Genomic DNA, 15,822 nt, shown 5'->3' on the forward strand with positions numbered 1-15,822 from the left:
CCGATGACAGATCAACCTATTCAAGACAGCGACGCCTTCAAGGACGCCTGGGACGAACCCCAGAAGAGCGCCCTGTCTCAGGCTGAGCTGGACACGCTGACCGATCAGCTGATCGAGGCGTTGAAGTCGGTCTATGACCCGGAAATCCCGGTCGATATCTATGAGCTGGGTTTGATCTATCGCGTGGACGTCAACGACGACCGCGACGTGGTGGTGGACATGACCCTGACGGCGCCAGGCTGTCCGGTCGCCGGCGAGATGCCGGGCTGGGTCGAGACGGCGGTCGAGAAGGTCGAGGGCGTGCGCAGCGCCAAGGCCAATCTGGTGTTCGACCCGCCGTGGGACAGCTCCAAGATGAGCGACGAGGCCAAGCTGGCCCTGAATATGTTCTGATGACCGATCTTCAAACCACATCCCGTCCCCGCCGCCCGCGCCCCAAGGCCGTCACCCTGACCGACGCCGCCGCCGAGCGCGTGCGCGAGATCCTGGACAATGCCGAGAACGACCACATCGGTTTGCGGATCGGGGTCAAGAACGGCGGCTGCGCGGGGCAGGAATACACCTTCGCCTATGCCGACAGCGTCGGGCCGCTGGACGAGGTGGTCGAGGACAAGGGCGTCACCATCCTGATCGAGCCCAAGGCCGTGCTGTTCCTGATCGGCACAGAGATCGACTACGAGACGACGCGTCTGGCGTCCAAGTTCGTGTTCAACAACCCGAACCAGACCGACGCCTGCGGTTGCGGCGAAAGCGTCACCATCGTTCCGGTCGCCGCCGATTGACATGGCGTACGACGCCGATTTCGGCGAGTGGGTGCGTGAGCATTTCCACGCGCTCGGCCGGCTGGAGATCAAGCGGATGTTCGGCGGGGCGGGGGTCTATGCCTCCGGCGTCATGTTCGCCCTGCTGGATGACGGCATCGTTTGGCTGAAAGGCGACGAGCCGCTGGGCGAGGCGTTCGTGGAGGCCGGCTCGCGTCAGTTCACCTATCCGACCAAGGACGGGCGAACGATGAGCATGGGCTATTGGACCCTGCCGGAGACGGCGCTGGACGACCCCGACGAGGCGGTCGCCTGGGCGCGGCGGTCGCTGGATGTTGCGGTTCGCAAGGCGTCGAAAAAGACCCGACAGCCTCCATCTCTATGAGCCAGGCACGATCTGGATGGCATGACCGGAATGCGCTTCCGCCTCGGCCCTTGCGCACTGGACGGCGCTCTTGGCGTCGGTGAAGACGCCTTCGAACAGACCGTCGCTGGAGGTGACGCGCCAGCGGCCGCCGACAGGCTGGATCGTCAGCGTCTCGATGGCCGGCGGCGATGGGGGTGCAGCCGCGATCATTGGGTGCGCCAGTGCTGGTCGCGGTTCAGGCGGTCGGCCTCGGCCTGCAATCGTGCAGCCAGGCGTTCGGCGGCGGCGCGGTCGGGCAGGGGGCGGGTCGTGGCTCTGTTGACCGCCACCGCCCAGCCGCTTGCGCGTGCCACCACCGTGTATCGTCGGGGCGGGACGGGGGCTGCGGCCCCGCCTTCGACATGGCCCTGCATCATCGCGACGGTCCCCGAGGAATCGGCGCGCCGAACAGGGCGCCGATGAAGGTCATCGCCATCTGGACGGAGGTCGGCTTTTGGGCGGGGCGTTTCAGCGATTCCGCCAGCAGGTGTGAACGGCTCATGGGTCATCTCCTTGGATCCCAAGCAGACGCCCGAACCCCGTAAAGCCGCCATGTCGAAAGCGCCGCGCCGCATAATACGGACGTAAAGCGGCGCGATCGCGGGCCTTGCGACCACGCAGATGTGGGCGGTTCATCGGTCACGCTTGAACCGTGGGTCTTTCAAACCACATACTCATCCGAACGCCGTCGGAATCGACGGGCCGTCATGCGCCGGTCGGGCCTCTTGCCCGGCGGACCGTGGCGGCGGGCCGGAGATGATCAATGGCCCAGGAGTACGCATCATGACTGAACCAAAGATCCTGCCCGTCCTGCCGCTGAGAGACATCGTCGTCTTCCCGCACATGGTCGTGCCGCTCTTCGTGGGCCGCGAGAAGTCCGTGAAGGCGCTGGACGAAATCATGAAGGGCGAAAAGCAGATCCTGCTGGCGACCCAGAAGAACAGCGTCGATGACGATCCGTCGCCCGACGCCATCTATCCCATCGGCGTGCTGGCCACTGTGTTGCAGCTGCTGAAACTGCCCGACGGCACGGTGAAGGTGCTGGTCGAAGGCAAGGGCCGTGCGCGCCTGACCCGATTCACCGACCGCGAGGAGTATTTCGAGGCCGAGGCCGTCGAGATCGAGGACGAGCCGGGCGATGCCTCGCAGACCGAGGCCATGCTGCGCGCCGTCGTCGAGCAGTTCGAAAACTATGTGAAGCTGAACAAGAAGGTCCCGCCCGAGGCCCTCAGCTCCATCCCCCAGATCACCGACGCCTCCAAGCTGGCCGACTCGGTCGCCGCGCACCTGTCGGTCAAGATCGCCGACAAACAGGGCCTGCTGGAAACCTTCGACGTGCCGAAGCGGCTTGAGAAGGTCTATGGCCTGATGGAGGGCGAGATTTCCGTCCTTCAGGTCGAGAAGAAGATCCGCTCGCGTGTGAAGCGCCAGATGGAGAAGACCCAGCGCGAATATTATCTGAACGAACAGATGAAGGCGATCCAGCGCGAGCTGGGCGAGACCGACGACGCGCGCGACGAGATCATGGATCTGGAGAAGCGCATCCGTAAGACGCGCCTGTCCAAGGAAGCTCGCACCAAGGCCGAGGCCGAGGTCAAGAAGCTGCGCAACATGAGCCCGATGTCGGCCGAATCCACGGTCGTGCGGAACTACCTCGACTGGCTGCTGTCCGTGCCGTGGGGCAAGGCCAAGCAGAAGCCGATTGATCTGGTCAAGGCCGAGGAGATCCTTGAGGAGGACCATTTCGGCCTGGAGAAGGTCAAGGAACGGATCGTCGAATATCTGGCCGTCCAGGCCCGAACGGGCAGCCTGAAGGGGCCCATCCTGTGCCTAGTCGGCCCTCCCGGCGTCGGCAAGACCTCGCTGGCCAAGTCCATCGCCAAGGCGACCGGGCGTGAATACGTCCGCATGTCGCTGGGCGGCGTACGCGACGAGAGCGAGATCCGCGGTCACCGCCGGACCTATATCGGCTCCATGCCCGGCAAGATCATCCAGTCGATGAAGAAGGCCAAGACCACCAATGCCTTCGTCCTTCTGGACGAGATCGACAAGCTGGGCTCCGACTGGCGCGGCGACCCGTCCTCGGCTTTGCTTGAGGTGCTGGACCCGGCCCAGAACTCGAGCTTCGGCGACCACTATCTGGAGGTGGACTACGACCTGTCCCAGGTGATGTTCGTGACGACGGCGAACAGCCTGAACATGCCGCAGCCGCTGATGGACCGGATGGAGATCATCCGGGTGTCTGGCTACACCGAGGACGAGAAGGTCGAGATCGCAAAGCGGCACGTCCTGCCCAAACAGCTGACGGACCATGGTCTGAAAGCCGACGAGTTGATCGTGCCGGAAAACACGATCCGCGACCTGATCCGCTACTACACCCGCGAAGCCGGCGTGCGGTCGCTGGAACGCGCCTTGGGCGGTCTGGCCCGCAAGGCCGTGCGCGAGATGGCCAAGACGGGCGCCAAGTCGATCACGGTGGATGACGCCAAGCTGGCCGAATACGCGGGTGTGAAGAAGTTCCGCTACGGCGAGACGGACGAGGAGGATCAGGTCGGCATCGTCACGGGCTTGGCCTGGACCGAGTTCGGCGGCGACATCCTGACAATCGAGGCGATCAAGATGCCGGGCCGCGGTCGCATGACCGTGACCGGCAATCTGAAGGAGGTAATGAAGGAGTCGATCTCCGCCGCCGCCTCCTACGTCCGATCGCGGGCGCTCGACTTCGGCGTCAAGCCGCCGGTGTTCGAGAAGACCGACATCCACGTCCACGTGCCGGACGGCGCTACGCCCAAGGACGGTCCGTCCGCCGGCGTGGCCATGACGGTGGCGATGGTCTCGGTTCTGACCGGCATCCCGATCCGCAAGGATATCGCCATGACCGGCGAGATCACCCTGCGCGGCCGGGTCACCGCCATCGGCGGCCTGAAGGAGAAGCTGCTCGCGGCCCTGCGCTCCGGCGTCAAGACCGTGCTGATCCCGCAGGAGAACGAGAAAGACCTCGCTGATGTGCCGGACAACGTGAAGTCGGCGCTGGAGATCGTGCCGATCTCCACGGCAGACGAAGCGCTGAAATGGGCCCTGATCGGTCCCCTGACTCCAGTCGAATGGGACGAGGCGACGGATCCGTTGCCGGCGCCAGTTCCGTCTCTCGACGGGCCGACGGCCGCCATCAGCCACTAACGTCAAGTTGAACAGGGAGCGCCGCCGGTGAGCAAGCCGGCGGCGTTTTCGTTTTTGACGCAACCGTCGATCTGCCCTTTAGTGATTCGCCTGGGGGAACAGATGACCAAAGCGGAACTGATCGGTCGAATGGCCAGCGCGGCGAACATCAGCCGCGACCAGGCTAAGTCGGCGCTGGAGGCATTTACCGACGGCGTGGCTGAAGCCTTGGCGGATGGTCGGGACGTCAAGCTGATCGGCTTCGGCAGCTTTGTGGCCATGGAACGCAAGGCCGGCGTCGCCCGCAATCCTCGGACGGGGGCCGCCGTGGCGCGCCCTGCATCCCGCACCGCGCGCTTTCGTGCTGGGGAGGGTTTGAAAAGCGCCTTGAACGGTTGAAGTCCAACGGGCATAAGCCCGGCTCTGTATTGAGGGCGGCTAGCTCAGCTGGTCAGAGCATCTCGTTTACACCGAGAGGGTCGGCGGTTCGAACCCGTCGCCGCCTACCAAACAAAAAGGCCGCCGGATCGCTCCGGCGGCCTTTCGTGTTTCTGGCGTTCGCTTTCGATCAGAAGCGGAAGCTGGCCCGCAGCAGCAGCGAGTATCGGACGTAGTCTTCAAGCAGCTCTGCGTCGCCGGTAACCGACAGCATGCCCAGTTCGTTGCCGAAGTTCAGGCGGAAGCCCAGGATCGGCCCGCCGCCCTCGACGGCGTCCGGCGACAGGATGAAGTCGGGGCCGCCGCTGGCGAAGCGGGCGATGGTCTCGCCGGCGTCCACGGAGATGTTCTGGCGATAGCCTATGCGCAGTTCGGGACGGACCCAGCCGTTACGACCGAAGCCGTAGCCGATGTTCATGGCGGCCACCGCCGAGAAAATGTGGCTTTCGCGCGAATCGATGTCGAGGTCGAAGCCGTCGCCGCCGCCGGTCTCGCTGCGGGCGCCTTCGGACAGGCTGAAATACTCGCCGTAGATTTCGGGACGAACGTTCAGGCGACCGAAGTTGCGCTCATACGATGCTCCGCCGGCGACCGCCGCTGTCCAGCCATGCCAGTCGGATTTGTTGTTCAGATAGACGCCGCTGGCGACCAGAGACCGGTCGGCGGTGAAGGAGGCATAGCCGCCGGCCGCACGGGCCCAGGTCGTCCAGTACTGTCCTTGGGCGCGCCAGTAGAGGCCCAGTTCCAGCAGGTTGGCCGACAGCACCTCTTCGGCCTCGGCTTCGGGGTCCTTGATGTCCGACGAGGTGAAGGCGGCCGTGATGCCGAAAGCGCCCAGGCTGGAGCCTTTCTCCACACCGCCCGCAACGCCGAAGCCTTCCGAGCGGAAGCCGTAGGAATCGGTCTTGTCCTTGTCGGCGTAGAAGTTGATCTCCTGCACCCAGGCGCTGGTTTCGCCAGGCGCGGCGACCGCGTTGCGGCCCGTCAAGGCGCGGGTGACCGCGTCCACGCCGGCCGACAGCGACATCAGCGGACCGCCGGAGTGGTCCGGCAGCATCTGCTCATAGGCGTCGATAAAGCCGTCGCGCGACGTCTGCGACAGGAAGAGGTTGCGCAGCGTCTCATTGGATCCCAGCGCGCCATAGACGGCGTCATAGGCGGAGGCCTCGACCGGGATCAGGCCGGCTTCCGTTGCGGTCCGGCGGCGCGCATCGACATAAACGGTGTTGCCCGCAACGCCGCCTTCCACAACATAAAGATAAGGCGAGTTGTCGGACAGTAGGGTCTGGTTGATCTGGCCCACATTCAGTGTGCCGGCGGTGATGATGTTGAATCGCTCGGGCCCATCAATGAGCGACGCGAAGCGAACACCAAGGGTCGAGCCGGTCGCCAGGGTCGCATTGCCGCTGACATTGAAGCCGCCGGCGCGGTCATTCGCTGGGTCCAGATTGACCAGCAAAGTGCCTTCTGCGCCGATGTTCAGGTTGGAGATGGCCGTCGCGCCAGTCTGGGTGGCGGCCAGCGTGCCCTTGGACACGTTGATGTCCAACAGGCCGTCAGCGTTCCCGATGGCGCCCGAGACGACAGCGCCGCCGCTGATGTTCAGACGGTCCGCGCCGGCCCCGAAATCGATATCACCATTGACGACGCCGTTTTCGATGTTGAGCGTATCTGCGCCCGAGCCGAGCTTGATCGCGCCCACGATGGCCGGTTCGGTGGCGTCCGGCACGCCGTCCTTGTCCGTATCGACCGCCGTGCTGTCCGAGGCGGCGAGGACGCCGTACTGGCGCAGCGTGATCCCGGTCGTGTTGGCGGACAGGTCGATCGCCGTGACTGTCCCATCGACGGCGGTCGTGTCCGTGCTGTTAGCCGTCAGTGAGCCGATGATCGACCCGGCGTTGTTGAGCTGGGTCAGCGAACCCGATTGGTCGCGGATGACAGTGGCCGAGCCATGGTTGCCGCCGAACGAGGCCACGAGGTTGCCGGTGTTGGTCAGCGATCCGACGTTCGCGCCGGCGCCGATCAGAATGGCCGTGGCGTTCTCGGTCTTGCTGCCCGAGGCGACGGCCTGGATCGCGCCCGAGTTGTTGATCGTGGGAGCGGTGACGCCCGATCCAATCCACACGCCGGTGGCGTTGGCGTCTACGGCGGTCGATGAGATGCCGCCTTCGTTGCGGACGCCGCCGACCACGTTGACCGCTTGGCCGCCCGTTACACCGAGTTGAACCGCCCGAGATTCGACGCCAGAATAGAGGCCGGAACCGATGATGGTGCCACGATTGATCAGGCCATAGGCCGCGTCGCCCGTGCCGACGGCGCCCAGGGTCACGGCATTGGTGGTAGAGCCGATCAGAAGAGCCGGCGCACCGCCCAGCGAGGTGATCGAAGCAGCGGTTTCGCTGGCGTCCGGGATGCCGTCGCCGTCACGGTCCGTGTCGTCGCGGTTCTTGACGCCGTCGCCGTCATCGTCCTCGTCGCCGTTCTTGACGCCGTCCTTGTCGTCGTCGCCCTCAATGCCCGTGTCGGAATAGGCCAGGGCCTTGTCCAGCAGGACGCCGCCGGCGACGTTGGCGCCCACGCGCACGGCCGGCCCACCTTGGAGCAGGTCATCCGCGTCCAGTTCGTCGAGGAACAGGGTCGTGGCGTTGTCGAATGTGCCCGTCGTCGGACGCGCGGAAGGGGGTGTCGTGTAGCGGTAGCCTGTGGCGACGACCGAGGAGTGGATCTTCAGCGCGCCGCCGACGTCGCCCTCAATGGAGACGCCGGTCGCATTGGCCCCGAGCGCCGAGATGGAGCCGGAGAGATCGACGTTGCCGGAGACAGGGCCGGTCGTACGAATGGCGGTGCTGTCATTGCCGGTCACGCGTACCGTGCCCAGGCTCTGCAGCTTACCGCTCACCGCAGATTCGACCGACAGGCCGTAGGAGTTGTTGCCCTCGACCGCGATCGCTCCAGTGCCTTCAACCAGGATGTTGCCGGTGAAGGGTGACGCGCCGGTCACTCGCACGCCATATCGGTTGGTTCCGGTCGCAAAGGGACCGTCCAAGTCGCCGTCGCCGTCCGTATCCTTGATGTCGGCCGTTTCCTGCGTGTCGTTGACGGTGATGGTGCCACCGACGATGACCGAGCCGGTGTTGCCGCCGTTGATCAGGATGCCCGTCGAACCGTCGGCCGACTTGTCCATGGTGATCGAGCTGCCGCTGTCCAGATCGACGGTGTTGTTCGAGTTCAGGGTCACTGCCGCGCCTGTGGCGACCGCGATGCTGCCCCCGCTGGCGATGCGGATATTATCGGCGGCCGTGCCGGTCGCATTGGAGGTCTGGATCGGCGTCGTCCGGGCGGTCGAGATGACGATCTCGGCCTGAGCTCCGGCGGCGGCCATCAAGGGGGCGATCGCTACGGCGGTCGCGAGCAGAATACGCATTCGGTAGAAACCCCTGGTGGTCACGCATCACGGTACGGCCGATCCCTTAGCAGGGTCCGCGCCAGCCTTCCAAGTTTATCGAATTTGAGGCGAATACAAGGCCGCAGTTGCTGGCGACCCTGCCTATGAACGGACCCGTGTTTTCCGGTTTGCGAGCGTTGCGGGGGATACGGAGCGTTTTGCAGCGCGTCGCTCTTGAGCTTTGCCGCGACGGGGTTTACGGCCGTCGCAAGGTCTAAAGGCCGCGTCCCGGCGACGCATCCAACGAACCCCTTCGGCGTTCGACAGCCCAGACCAGGCGAGAACACCCCATGAGCATGACAGACCTCGACGTTCAGGAAAGCGAACTCCGACTGATTCCGGGGCTGGACGTGGAAGTCGCCGACACCTTGCGGGCCCTGAAGGCGGCGGCGATGGACGAGCGTCCTCGCCTGGTGGACACCACCATGCTGTATGCGCCGCGTTCGGGCGGGGTGAAGCGCTACATCCTGTCCAAGAAGGCTTGGATCGAATCAAACCGGCCTGGAGTCAGCCATTCGCTTATCGTGCCCGGCGCCCGGCACAAGGCGCGCACCGACGGCATCGTGCAGTTGCGGGCTACCAAGTTGCCGTTCGGGGATGGCTATCGCTGGCCCAGCTCGGTCAAGCGGTGGAGCGCCTGGGTGGCGGCGATGAAGCCCTCGATCATCGAGGCCGGCGATCCCTATACGCCGGGGCAGGGCGCTCTGGAGGCCGGTCAGCGGGTCGGATGCCCCGTCGTCGGCTTCTGTCATTCCGATCCGGCGGGTCTGGCGGCGCTGCACTTCGGCGAATGGGCCAAGAAGCCGGTCGAGAAGCGCTGGGCCAAGCTGTTTTCCCAGTTCGACCGAGTGGTGTCGCCCAGCCGTTTCATCGCGCGACGGCTTGAGGAGGCCGGAGTCGACAATATCGTCATCCGTCCCTTGGGCGTGGAGATCGACACCTTCCGGCCAGAACGCCGGGACCGTCAATGGCTGCTGAACAAGCTGGGCCTGGGCGAGGACGCCCGATTGCTTTGCTTCGCCGGACGGCCCGCGAAGGAGAAGAACGTCGATGTGCTGATCGAGGCGGTCCAGAAGCTGGGCGCCCCCTATTATCTGGTTCTGGTCGGCGCGGGCGCCGGGATGCCGGAAGAAGATCGCGTCATCTCCATGCCGTACGAAAGCGATCCTAAGGCGGTCGCCAAGATCATCGCCAGCTGCGACGCCTTCGTTCACGCCAACGACAAGGAGCCGTTCGGCCTGATCGTGCTGGAGGCCATGGCGTGCGGGCGACCCGTGGTGGGGGTCAACGCAGGCGGTGTCGCCGAGACGGTGGACGAGACCGTGGGTCAGTTAGCCGTCAGTGCTGACGCCGACGACTATGCCCAGGCGGTCGAGGCCCTGTTCGCGCGCGACATCGAAGCCATCGGTCGGGCGGCGCGCGAGAAGGCGGTCAGCCAGTTCGCCTGGAATCGAGTGTTCGAGGACCTGTGCATGGTCTATGGCGAACTGACGGGCGAGGCGGCCTTCGTGAACCCGGATACGGCGCTGCCGCTGCATTGATGGGGTCGTGCAGACGCACGGCGATCAGCAATTGAGTAAGGCGCGTTCCGAAACGGGGGCGCGCCACTTCTTTTTGCAATGTCTGGAAAAGAAGTGGCGCGAGTGACGGGGCTCGAACCCGCGACCTCCGGCGTGACAGGCCGGCACTCTAACCAACTGAGCTACACCCGCGTATCAGGTCGAAACTTTTGAGCTGTTTCGAAAGCTTTTTGGGAAGGCGGTGTGCGCCACTCTATCTATTGCTAGAGAGAGTGGCGCGAGTGACGGGGCTCGAACCCGCGACCTCCGGCGTGACAGGCCGGCACTCTAACCAACTGAGCTACACCCGCGTTTCCCGGCCGAAGCGGCTGTGCGCCCCGGCGAGGGGCGTCGTTTAGGCGGGCTGGCACATCGCGTCAAGCGACCTTTTCGGAGAAACGCGACCCTCAACGCGACGGGGCTGTGGACGGCGTGACGATCGCCGCCTGTGGCGGGCTGTGCGGGCCCGCCAGGCCGCCGCTCGTTGGCTCCTGAGCGGCCACGGCCGGGGCGGGAGGCTCATAGTGGACGCCCACGCCCGGCCCCAGCGGTAGGTCGAAGGCGACCCAGGCCGCCACCATGGCCAGACCGGCGACCAGGAAGGCCCCGGCATAGGGCAGCATGGTCGCCATCAGCGATCCCAGGCCGAATCGCGGATCCCAGCGCTGGGCGAAGGTCAGGATCAGCGGGAAGTAGCTCATCAGGGGCGTAGCGATATTGGTGACCGAATCGCCCATCCGATAGGCGGCCGTCGTCATCTCGGGCGAAATGCCCAGCAGCATGAACATGGGCACGACGATGGGCGCCAGGGCCGACCATTTGGCCGAGGCCGAGCCGATGAACAGGTCGAAGAAGCACGAGACGAAGACGACGCAGATCAGCAGCAGCGGAGCGGGCAGGGCCAGGGTCTTCAGTCCGGCGGCCGCGTTCACCGCCAGGATCGGTCCCAGGCCCGACCAGTTGAACATGGCCACGAAGTGGGCGGCGAAGAAGGCGAGCACGATATAGGGCGCCAGCTGGGCGATGCCGTCGCGCATCATCGTCACCATGTCGCGGTGCGACTTGATCGTCCCGGACCCGGCGCCATAGGCCCCACCGGCGACGAAGAAGGTAATTGCGAAGAAGGCGACCAGGGACTTGTAGAGCGGATTGAACTTCTGCTCCGGATCGACCTCGGGATCGACGAACGGCGAGCCGGGCAGGAAGGTCAGCGTGGCCCACAGGGCGATCATGCCCAGAACCGCCAGGCCGGCGAACCGCAGGCCGCGCTTCTCGGCGGCGGTCAGGGGCTGTTTTTCCGTGGCGTTGGGGGCGGCGACGCCCTCGGCCGGCTTCCAGACGCCCAGGCGCGGCTCGATCACGCGATCCGTCAGGAACCAGACGATGGGAGTGAAGACGAAGACGACCCCGACGATGAAGAACCAGTTGCCGGCGATGTTCACCGAGTATGACGGGTCGATCAGTTGAGCGGCGGGCTCCGTGATGCCCAGGATCAGCGCATCGCTGGCCCCAGGAAACAGATTGCCGGCGTATCCGCCCGAGACGGCGGCGAAACCGGCTGCGAGGCCGGCCAGCGGGTTACGGCCCGCAGCCGCGAAGATCACGGCCGCCAGAGGAATGACGACCACATAGGACGCGTCCGACGCGTGGTGGGACACCATGCCGGTGACGACGACGATTGGCGTCAGTATGGCGCGCGGCGCGTTCAGCAGGGCGCCGCGAATGGCGGTGGCGAACAGGCCCGTCCGCTCGGCGACCGATGCGCCGTATATAATGGTGATGACGATCCCCAGCGGCGGAAAGTCGGCCAGGGTGCGCGGCATGCCGATGATCAGCTGGCCCAGGTTCTCAGGCGACAGCAGGCTCTTGGCGACCAACTGGTCGCCGGTCACCGGATTGACGGCGGACCATCCCAAGCCCGCGCCGACCATGCTGAGGACGATCAGTCCGCCGATCAGCCAAAGGAACAGGAAGACTGGATCGGGCAGGCGATTCCCGATCCGCTCCACGGCGTTCAGGGCGCGGCTGGCTGCGCTCATTCGGATGACTTTCGGTTACACGATCAGGTCCGCAATAGGGCTTTGCGGACGCCAGCCGCGCAAGCGTCGGGCCTGCGACATATGGCGCAGAAACTTGCGATCCATTCTCAATGAAAAGCCAATGTCCGCAGGGGTTTGAACGGCGACGTTCTTGGGTCTAAGAAGCGCCGAATCCCGCCTCTCCCCGGCGGACGAGGTTCTTCGAATGAACGCATTCCTTCTCGAATATCTTCCGGTGGTCATCTTCGCGGGCGTCGCCGGCCTGATCAGCATCCTGTTCATCGCGCTGCCGCTTCTGCTGGCGCCGAAGAATCCGGATTCCGAAAAGCTTTCGGCCTATGAGTGCGGGTTCAACGCCTTTGACGATGCGCGCATGAAGTTCGACATCCGCTTCTATCTGGTGTCGATCCTGTTCATCATCTTCGACCTGGAGGTGGCCTTCCTGTTCCCGTGGGCGGTGTCGATGTTCGACCTGTCGCACGGCAGCATGATCTTCGCCTTCTGGTCCATGATGGTCTTCCTGGGCGTGCTTACCATCGGCTTTATCTACGAGTGGAAGAAGGGAGCCCTGGAATGGGAGTAGTCGCCACTTCCACGCCGACGACCCTGGTCACGGCTTCCGGCGCGCCGCTGGTTCCGGCCGGCGCCGCCGCGCGCTCGACCGTCGAGGGCTATGACCCCAAGGTCCACGACAAGTTCTTCGAGGCCGTGAACATGGAACTCGGCGAGCGGGGCTATCTGGTCGCTGCCGCCGACGACGTCATCAACTGGGCGCGCACGGGCTCGTTGATGTGGATGACCTTCGGTCTGGCCTGCTGCGCCGTCGAGATGATCCAGATGTCGATGCCGCGCTTCGATGTCGAGCGCTTCGGCATGGCGCCCCGCGCCAGTCCGCGCCAGTCGGACCTGATGATCGTCGCCGGCACCCTGACCAACAAGATGGCTCCGGCCATCCGCAAGGTCTACGACCAGATGCCCGACCCGCGTTACGTCGTGTCGATGGGCAGCTGCGCCAACGGCGGCGGCTACTACCACTATAGTTACAGCGTCGTGCGCGGTTGCGACCGCGTCGTACCGGTGGATGTCTATGTGCCCGGCTGCCCGCCGACGGCGGAGGCGCTGCTTTACGGCCTGCTGCAGCTGCAGAAGAAGATCCGTCGCACGGGGACGATCGACCGATGACGTCTCTGGCTGTTCAAGCGCAACACGAAGCCGCCCTGACGCCGCTGGGCGCGGAGATGGTCGGCGCTCTGGGCGTCGAGGCGCAGATCGCATTCGGCGAACTGACGCTGGTCGCGCCGCGCGAGCGGATCGTCGAGGTGCTGACTGCGCTGCGCGATCAGTTCGGTTTCCAGCAGCTCCTGGACCTCTGCGGCGTGGACTATCCGGATCGCAAGGAGCGTTTCGAGGTCGTCTATCATCTGCTGTCGATGACGCGGAACGCGCGCCTGCGCGTCAAGGTGTCGACCGATGAGACCCAGCCGGTGCCCTCGGTCATTTCGGCCTATCCGGCCGCCAATTGGTTCGAACGCGAAGCCTACGACATGTACGGCATGCTGTTCTCGGGCCACCCGGATATGCGTCGCCTGCTGACGGACTACGGCTTCGAGGGGCATCCCCTTCGCAAGGACTTCCCGATGACGGGCTATGTCGAGGTTCGCTACGACGAGGAACAGCGCCGCGTGGTCTATGAACCGGTCAAGCTGACGCAAGAGTTCCGCACGTTTGACTTCCTGTCGCCTTGGGAAGGCGCCGAATACCCCGCGCCGGTTCTGCCGGGCGACGAGAAGGTGGGAGGCCAGGCGTAATGGCTGACGGAAACCCCACCCTGCCGCCGCTGGGCGTCGATGTGTTCGAGGACGACCTCGACACGCGCACCGCCCACGCGCGCGAGATGGAAGACCGCAAGTTCACCATCAACTTCGGTCCGCAACACCCGGCCGCGCACGGCGTGCTGCGCCTGGTGCTGGAGCTGGACGGCGAGATCGTCGAGCGCGTCGATCCGCACATTGGCCTGCTGCACCGCGGCACCGAGAAGCTGATGGAGGCGCGCACCTATCTGCAGAACGTGCCGTATCTGGATCGTCTCGATTATGTGTCGCCGATGAACCAGGAACACGCCTTCTGCCTGGCCATCGAAAAACTGCTGGGCATCGAGGTGCCTTACCGGGCGCAACTGATCCGCGTCCTGTATTCGGAAATCGGCCGCATCCTGTCGCACATGCTGAACGTGACGACCCAGGCCATGGACGTCGGCGCCCTGACGCCGCCGCTCTGGGGCTTCGAGGAACGCGAGAAGCTGATGGTGTTTTACGAGCGCGCCTGCGGCGCCCGTCTGCACGCCAACTACTTCCGTCCGGGCGGCGTCCACCAGGACCTGCCGATGGACCTGATCGACGACATCGGCCGCTGGTGCCACGAGTTCCCGCCGGCGCTGAAGGATATCGAAAGCCTGGTCACCGAGAACCGTATCTTCAAGCAACGCAACGTCGACATCGGCGTGGTGTCGAAACAGCAGGCCCTGGAGTGGGGCTTCACCGGCGTGATGCTGCGCGGGTCGAACATAGCCTGGGACCTGCGCAAGTCGCAGCCCTACGAGTGCTATGCCGAGCTGGAGTTCGACGTGGTCGTCGGCAAGAACGGCGACTGCTGGGACCGCTATCTGGTGCGCATCGAAGAGATGAAGCAGTCGGTGCGGATTATGGAGCAGTGCATCCACAAGCTGCGCAACTGCCCCGGCGAGCCGGTGATGATCGAGGACAACAAGATCGTTCCGCCGCGCCGTGGCGAGATGAAGCGCTCGATGGAATCGCTGATCCATCACTTCAAGCTGTATACCGAAGGCTTCAAGACGCCTGAGGGCGAGGTCTACGCCTCGGTCGAAGCGCCCAAGGGCGAGTTCGGCATCTATCTGGTGTCGGACGGCACCAACAAACCGTATCGCGTGAAGATCTCGGCGCCGGGCTTCCGCTCGCTGCAGGCGATGGACTGGATGAACCGCGGCCACCAGTTGGCCGACGTGTCCGCCATTCTGGGCTCGCTCGACATCGTTTTCGGAGAAGTGGACCGATGAGCGTTCGTCGTCTCGCCAAGGAACAGCCGGCCTCGTTCGCCTTTACGGCCGACACGACAGCCAAGGCCGAGTGGTGGATCAAGAAATACCCGGAAAGCCGTCGCCAGTCGGCGGTGATCCCGATCCTGTGGCTGGTGCAGAAGCAGGAGGGCTGGGTCTCCGAACCCGCCATCCGCGCCGTCGGCGAGCTGCTGGGCATGCCCTTCATCCGGGTGCTGGAGGTCGCGACCTTCTATACCATGTTCATGCTGGAGCCTGTCGGCAAGACCGCCCTGATCCAGGTGTGCGGCACAACGCCGTGCATGCTGCGCGGCGCCAATGAGCTGATGAAGGTCTGTAAGGACAAGATCGGTCCCAAGGATCATATGTCCGCCGACGGCCGCTTCACCTGGCAGGAAGTCGAATGCCTGGGCGCCTGTTCGAACGCGCCGATGGCCCAGATCAACGACTACTATTTCGAAGACCTGACGCCCGAGACCATCGGCCAGATCATCGACGATTTCGCGGCGGGCAAGACGCCGAAGCCGGGATCGTATGCCGGCCGCGTCACGTCAGAACCGGCGGGCGGCGCCAAGACGCTGCTGGACGCTACACTGTATGACGGGTCGGCCGCCAAGCCGATCACGAAGCTGCCGAACAGCGACCCGGCGCCGGTCGAGAAGGCGCCGGCCTGATGGCGCCGCCTGATCTGAGCACCGACGAGGGCCGCGCGGCCTATCGCAAGGAACTGCGCGGCGTCGGGCGTCCGTTGCGGGCCGGCGGCCTGGCGATGGTCGTCGGCGCGGCCGTTCTAATCCTGATCTCGCGTCAGGGCGCGGTCGGACCGTGGGCGGTCAATCTCTCCTACTTCATGCTGGCGGCGGGCTGGGTGATGGTCATTGCGGCCATCTGGATGCGTACTCGTCACCACAAGCGCCGTCTGGCGGAAGGACTCTGAGGGCC

At 64.9% G+C, this 15,822-nt stretch carries 17 protein-coding genes and 3 tRNA genes; 13 read left to right on the plus strand and 7 right to left on the minus strand.

Annotated features, from left to right (window positions below):
- The first annotated feature begins 3 nt into the window (after positions 1-3).
- From ACP7BH_RS02300 to ACP7BH_RS02310, 3 genes are read left to right on the plus strand one after another with little or no spacing between them, the layout of a single operon-like run.
- Positions 4-393 (plus strand): SUF system Fe-S cluster assembly protein, encoded by a 390-nt coding sequence (locus ACP7BH_RS02300; protein ID WP_159850384.1) that lies wholly within the window; start codon positions 4-6, stop codon positions 391-393.
- Complete coding sequence (locus tag ACP7BH_RS02305; protein ID WP_135195444.1) at positions 393-782, plus strand: HesB/IscA family protein; 390 nt, start codon at positions 393-395, stop codon at positions 780-782. Before ACP7BH_RS02300 ends, ACP7BH_RS02305 begins: the two co-directional genes overlap by 1 nt.
- A 1-nt stretch (position 783) precedes the next feature.
- Complete coding sequence (locus tag ACP7BH_RS02310; protein WP_425984052.1) at positions 784-1,146, plus strand: TfoX/Sxy family protein; 363 nt, start codon at positions 784-786, stop codon at positions 1,144-1,146.
- Here the strand turns inward: ACP7BH_RS02310 and ACP7BH_RS02315 are convergent.
- Genes ACP7BH_RS02315 through ACP7BH_RS02325 form a run of 3 tightly spaced genes read right to left on the minus strand, consistent with a single transcriptional unit; the run spans position 1,141 to position 1,669 of the window.
- Positions 1,141-1,338 carry a hypothetical protein gene (locus tag ACP7BH_RS02315; RefSeq protein ID WP_425984051.1) on the minus strand — a complete coding sequence of 66 codons (198 nt, stop codon included), beginning with the start codon at positions 1,336-1,338 and terminating at the stop codon, positions 1,141-1,143. The two genes, ACP7BH_RS02310 and ACP7BH_RS02315, sit on opposite strands and share 6 nt — an antisense overlap.
- On the minus strand, positions 1,335-1,481 hold the full coding sequence (locus tag ACP7BH_RS02320; RefSeq protein WP_425984050.1) for a hypothetical protein: 147 nt from the start codon (positions 1,479-1,481) through the stop codon (positions 1,335-1,337). Before ACP7BH_RS02320 ends, ACP7BH_RS02315 begins: the two co-directional genes overlap by 4 nt.
- A gap of 59 nt (positions 1,482-1,540) precedes the next feature.
- Complete coding sequence (locus tag ACP7BH_RS02325; RefSeq protein WP_425984049.1) at positions 1,541-1,669, minus strand: hypothetical protein; 129 nt, start codon at positions 1,667-1,669, stop codon at positions 1,541-1,543.
- Positions 1,670-1,950: 281 nt separating this feature from the next.
- Between ACP7BH_RS02325 and lon the strand changes: the two genes are divergently transcribed.
- The 3 genes from lon (at position 1,951) to ACP7BH_RS02340 (ending at position 4,835) form a co-directional block, all read left to right on the plus strand.
- Positions 1,951-4,347, plus strand: coding sequence for an endopeptidase La (gene lon, locus ACP7BH_RS02330; protein WP_425984047.1), 2,397 nt, complete (start codon positions 1,951-1,953; stop codon positions 4,345-4,347).
- 102 nt (positions 4,348-4,449) lie between these two features.
- Positions 4,450-4,725, plus strand: coding sequence for an HU family DNA-binding protein (locus ACP7BH_RS02335; protein WP_425984819.1), 276 nt, complete (start codon positions 4,450-4,452; stop codon positions 4,723-4,725).
- A 33-nt stretch (positions 4,726-4,758) separates the two neighbouring features.
- Positions 4,759-4,835, plus strand: a tRNA-Val gene (locus tag ACP7BH_RS02340).
- 59 nt (positions 4,836-4,894) lie between these two features.
- Here the strand turns inward: ACP7BH_RS02340 and ACP7BH_RS02345 are convergent.
- Positions 4,895-8,188, minus strand: a complete 3,294-nt coding sequence (locus tag ACP7BH_RS02345; protein ID WP_425984045.1) for an autotransporter outer membrane beta-barrel domain-containing protein — start codon at positions 8,186-8,188, stop codon at positions 4,895-4,897.
- Between the two features lie 311 nt (positions 8,189-8,499).
- Here ACP7BH_RS02345 and ACP7BH_RS02350 point away from each other — a divergent pair, with 311 nt between their 5' ends.
- Positions 8,500-9,750: a glycosyltransferase gene (locus ACP7BH_RS02350; protein WP_425984043.1), complete on the plus strand. Its 1,251-nt coding sequence runs from the start codon at positions 8,500-8,502 to the stop codon at positions 9,748-9,750.
- 94 nt (positions 9,751-9,844) lie between these two features.
- On the opposite strand, the gene ACP7BH_RS02355 is transcribed toward ACP7BH_RS02350, so the two are convergent.
- The 3 genes from ACP7BH_RS02355 to ACP7BH_RS02365 all read right to left on the minus strand — a co-directional run bounded on the left by ACP7BH_RS02355 (position 9,845) and on the right by ACP7BH_RS02365 (position 11,807).
- Positions 9,845-9,921: transfer RNA gene (locus ACP7BH_RS02355), tRNA-Asp, on the minus strand.
- Between the two features lie 81 nt (positions 9,922-10,002).
- Positions 10,003-10,079 (minus strand) — tRNA-Asp (locus ACP7BH_RS02360).
- Between the two features lie 96 nt (positions 10,080-10,175).
- Positions 10,176-11,807, minus strand: coding sequence for an AbgT family transporter (locus ACP7BH_RS02365; RefSeq protein WP_425984042.1), 1,632 nt, complete (start codon positions 11,805-11,807; stop codon positions 10,176-10,178).
- 205 nt (positions 11,808-12,012) lie between these two features.
- Between ACP7BH_RS02365 and ACP7BH_RS02370 the strand changes: the two genes are divergently transcribed.
- The 6 genes from ACP7BH_RS02370 (at position 12,013) to ACP7BH_RS02395 (ending at position 15,817) form a co-directional block, all read left to right on the plus strand.
- Positions 12,013-12,390, plus strand: coding sequence for an NADH-quinone oxidoreductase subunit A (locus ACP7BH_RS02370; protein ID WP_346495319.1), 378 nt, complete (start codon positions 12,013-12,015; stop codon positions 12,388-12,390).
- A complete protein-coding gene (locus tag ACP7BH_RS02375; protein WP_159851101.1) occupies positions 12,360-12,989 on the plus strand; it encodes a NuoB/complex I 20 kDa subunit family protein in 630 nt (209 codons plus the stop codon). Before ACP7BH_RS02370 ends, ACP7BH_RS02375 begins: the two co-directional genes overlap by 31 nt.
- Entirely contained in the window at positions 12,986-13,615 is a 630-nt protein-coding gene (locus ACP7BH_RS02380) for an NADH-quinone oxidoreductase subunit C (protein WP_425984040.1), read from the plus strand. Before ACP7BH_RS02375 ends, ACP7BH_RS02380 begins: the two co-directional genes overlap by 4 nt.
- Before the next feature lie 86 nt (positions 13,616-13,701).
- Positions 13,702-14,880 carry an NADH-quinone oxidoreductase subunit D gene (locus tag ACP7BH_RS02385; protein ID WP_425984817.1) on the plus strand — a complete coding sequence of 393 codons (1,179 nt, stop codon included), beginning with the start codon at positions 13,702-13,704 and terminating at the stop codon, positions 14,878-14,880.
- Positions 14,877-15,554, plus strand: a complete 678-nt coding sequence (nuoE, locus tag ACP7BH_RS02390; RefSeq protein WP_425984038.1) for an NADH-quinone oxidoreductase subunit NuoE — start codon at positions 14,877-14,879, stop codon at positions 15,552-15,554. The genes ACP7BH_RS02385 and nuoE overlap by 4 nt, the downstream gene beginning before the upstream one ends.
- On the plus strand, positions 15,554-15,817 hold the full coding sequence (locus tag ACP7BH_RS02395) for a hypothetical protein (RefSeq protein WP_409715316.1): 264 nt from the start codon (positions 15,554-15,556) through the stop codon (positions 15,815-15,817). Before nuoE ends, ACP7BH_RS02395 begins: the two co-directional genes overlap by 1 nt.
- Positions 15,818-15,822 lie beyond the last annotated feature (5 nt).

The sequence above is a fragment of the Brevundimonas sp. TWP2-1 genome, from assembly GCF_049897645.1.
Lineage (GTDB): Bacteria > Pseudomonadota > Alphaproteobacteria > Caulobacterales > Caulobacteraceae > Brevundimonas.

What these genes read in the sequence shown, in the direction of transcription:
- nuoE (WP_425984038.1), top strand. Translation starts at nt 14,877, where the DNA reads ATGAGCGTTCGTCGTCTCGCCAAGGAACAGCCGGCCTCGTTCGCCTTT.
- ACP7BH_RS02315 (WP_425984051.1), bottom strand. Translation starts at nt 1,338, where the DNA reads ATGATCGCGGCTGCACCCCCATCGCCGCCGGCCATCGAGACGCTGACG.
- ACP7BH_RS02385 (WP_425984817.1), top strand. Translation starts at nt 13,702, where the DNA reads ATGGAAGACCGCAAGTTCACCATCAACTTCGGTCCGCAACACCCGGCC.
- ACP7BH_RS02395 (WP_409715316.1), top strand. Translation starts at nt 15,554, where the DNA reads ATGGCGCCGCCTGATCTGAGCACCGACGAGGGCCGCGCGGCCTATCGC.
- ACP7BH_RS02380 (WP_425984040.1), top strand. Translation starts at nt 12,986, where the DNA reads ATGACGTCTCTGGCTGTTCAAGCGCAACACGAAGCCGCCCTGACGCCG.
- ACP7BH_RS02335 (WP_425984819.1), top strand. Translation starts at nt 4,450, where the DNA reads ATGACCAAAGCGGAACTGATCGGTCGAATGGCCAGCGCGGCGAACATC.
- ACP7BH_RS02310 (WP_425984052.1), top strand. Translation starts at nt 784, where the DNA reads ATGGCGTACGACGCCGATTTCGGCGAGTGGGTGCGTGAGCATTTCCAC.
- ACP7BH_RS02345 (WP_425984045.1), bottom strand. Translation starts at nt 8,188, where the DNA reads ATGCGTATTCTGCTCGCGACCGCCGTAGCGATCGCCCCCTTGATGGCC.
- ACP7BH_RS02350 (WP_425984043.1), top strand. Translation starts at nt 8,500, where the DNA reads ATGAGCATGACAGACCTCGACGTTCAGGAAAGCGAACTCCGACTGATT.
- ACP7BH_RS02365 (WP_425984042.1), bottom strand. Translation starts at nt 11,807, where the DNA reads ATGAGCGCAGCCAGCCGCGCCCTGAACGCCGTGGAGCGGATCGGGAAT.
- ACP7BH_RS02325 (WP_425984049.1), bottom strand. Translation starts at nt 1,669, where the DNA reads ATGAGCCGTTCACACCTGCTGGCGGAATCGCTGAAACGCCCCGCCCAA.
- ACP7BH_RS02300 (WP_159850384.1), top strand. Translation starts at nt 4, where the DNA reads ATGACAGATCAACCTATTCAAGACAGCGACGCCTTCAAGGACGCCTGG.
- lon (WP_425984047.1), top strand. Translation starts at nt 1,951, where the DNA reads ATGACTGAACCAAAGATCCTGCCCGTCCTGCCGCTGAGAGACATCGTC.
- ACP7BH_RS02305 (WP_135195444.1), top strand. Translation starts at nt 393, where the DNA reads ATGACCGATCTTCAAACCACATCCCGTCCCCGCCGCCCGCGCCCCAAG.
- ACP7BH_RS02370 (WP_346495319.1), top strand. Translation starts at nt 12,013, where the DNA reads ATGAACGCATTCCTTCTCGAATATCTTCCGGTGGTCATCTTCGCGGGC.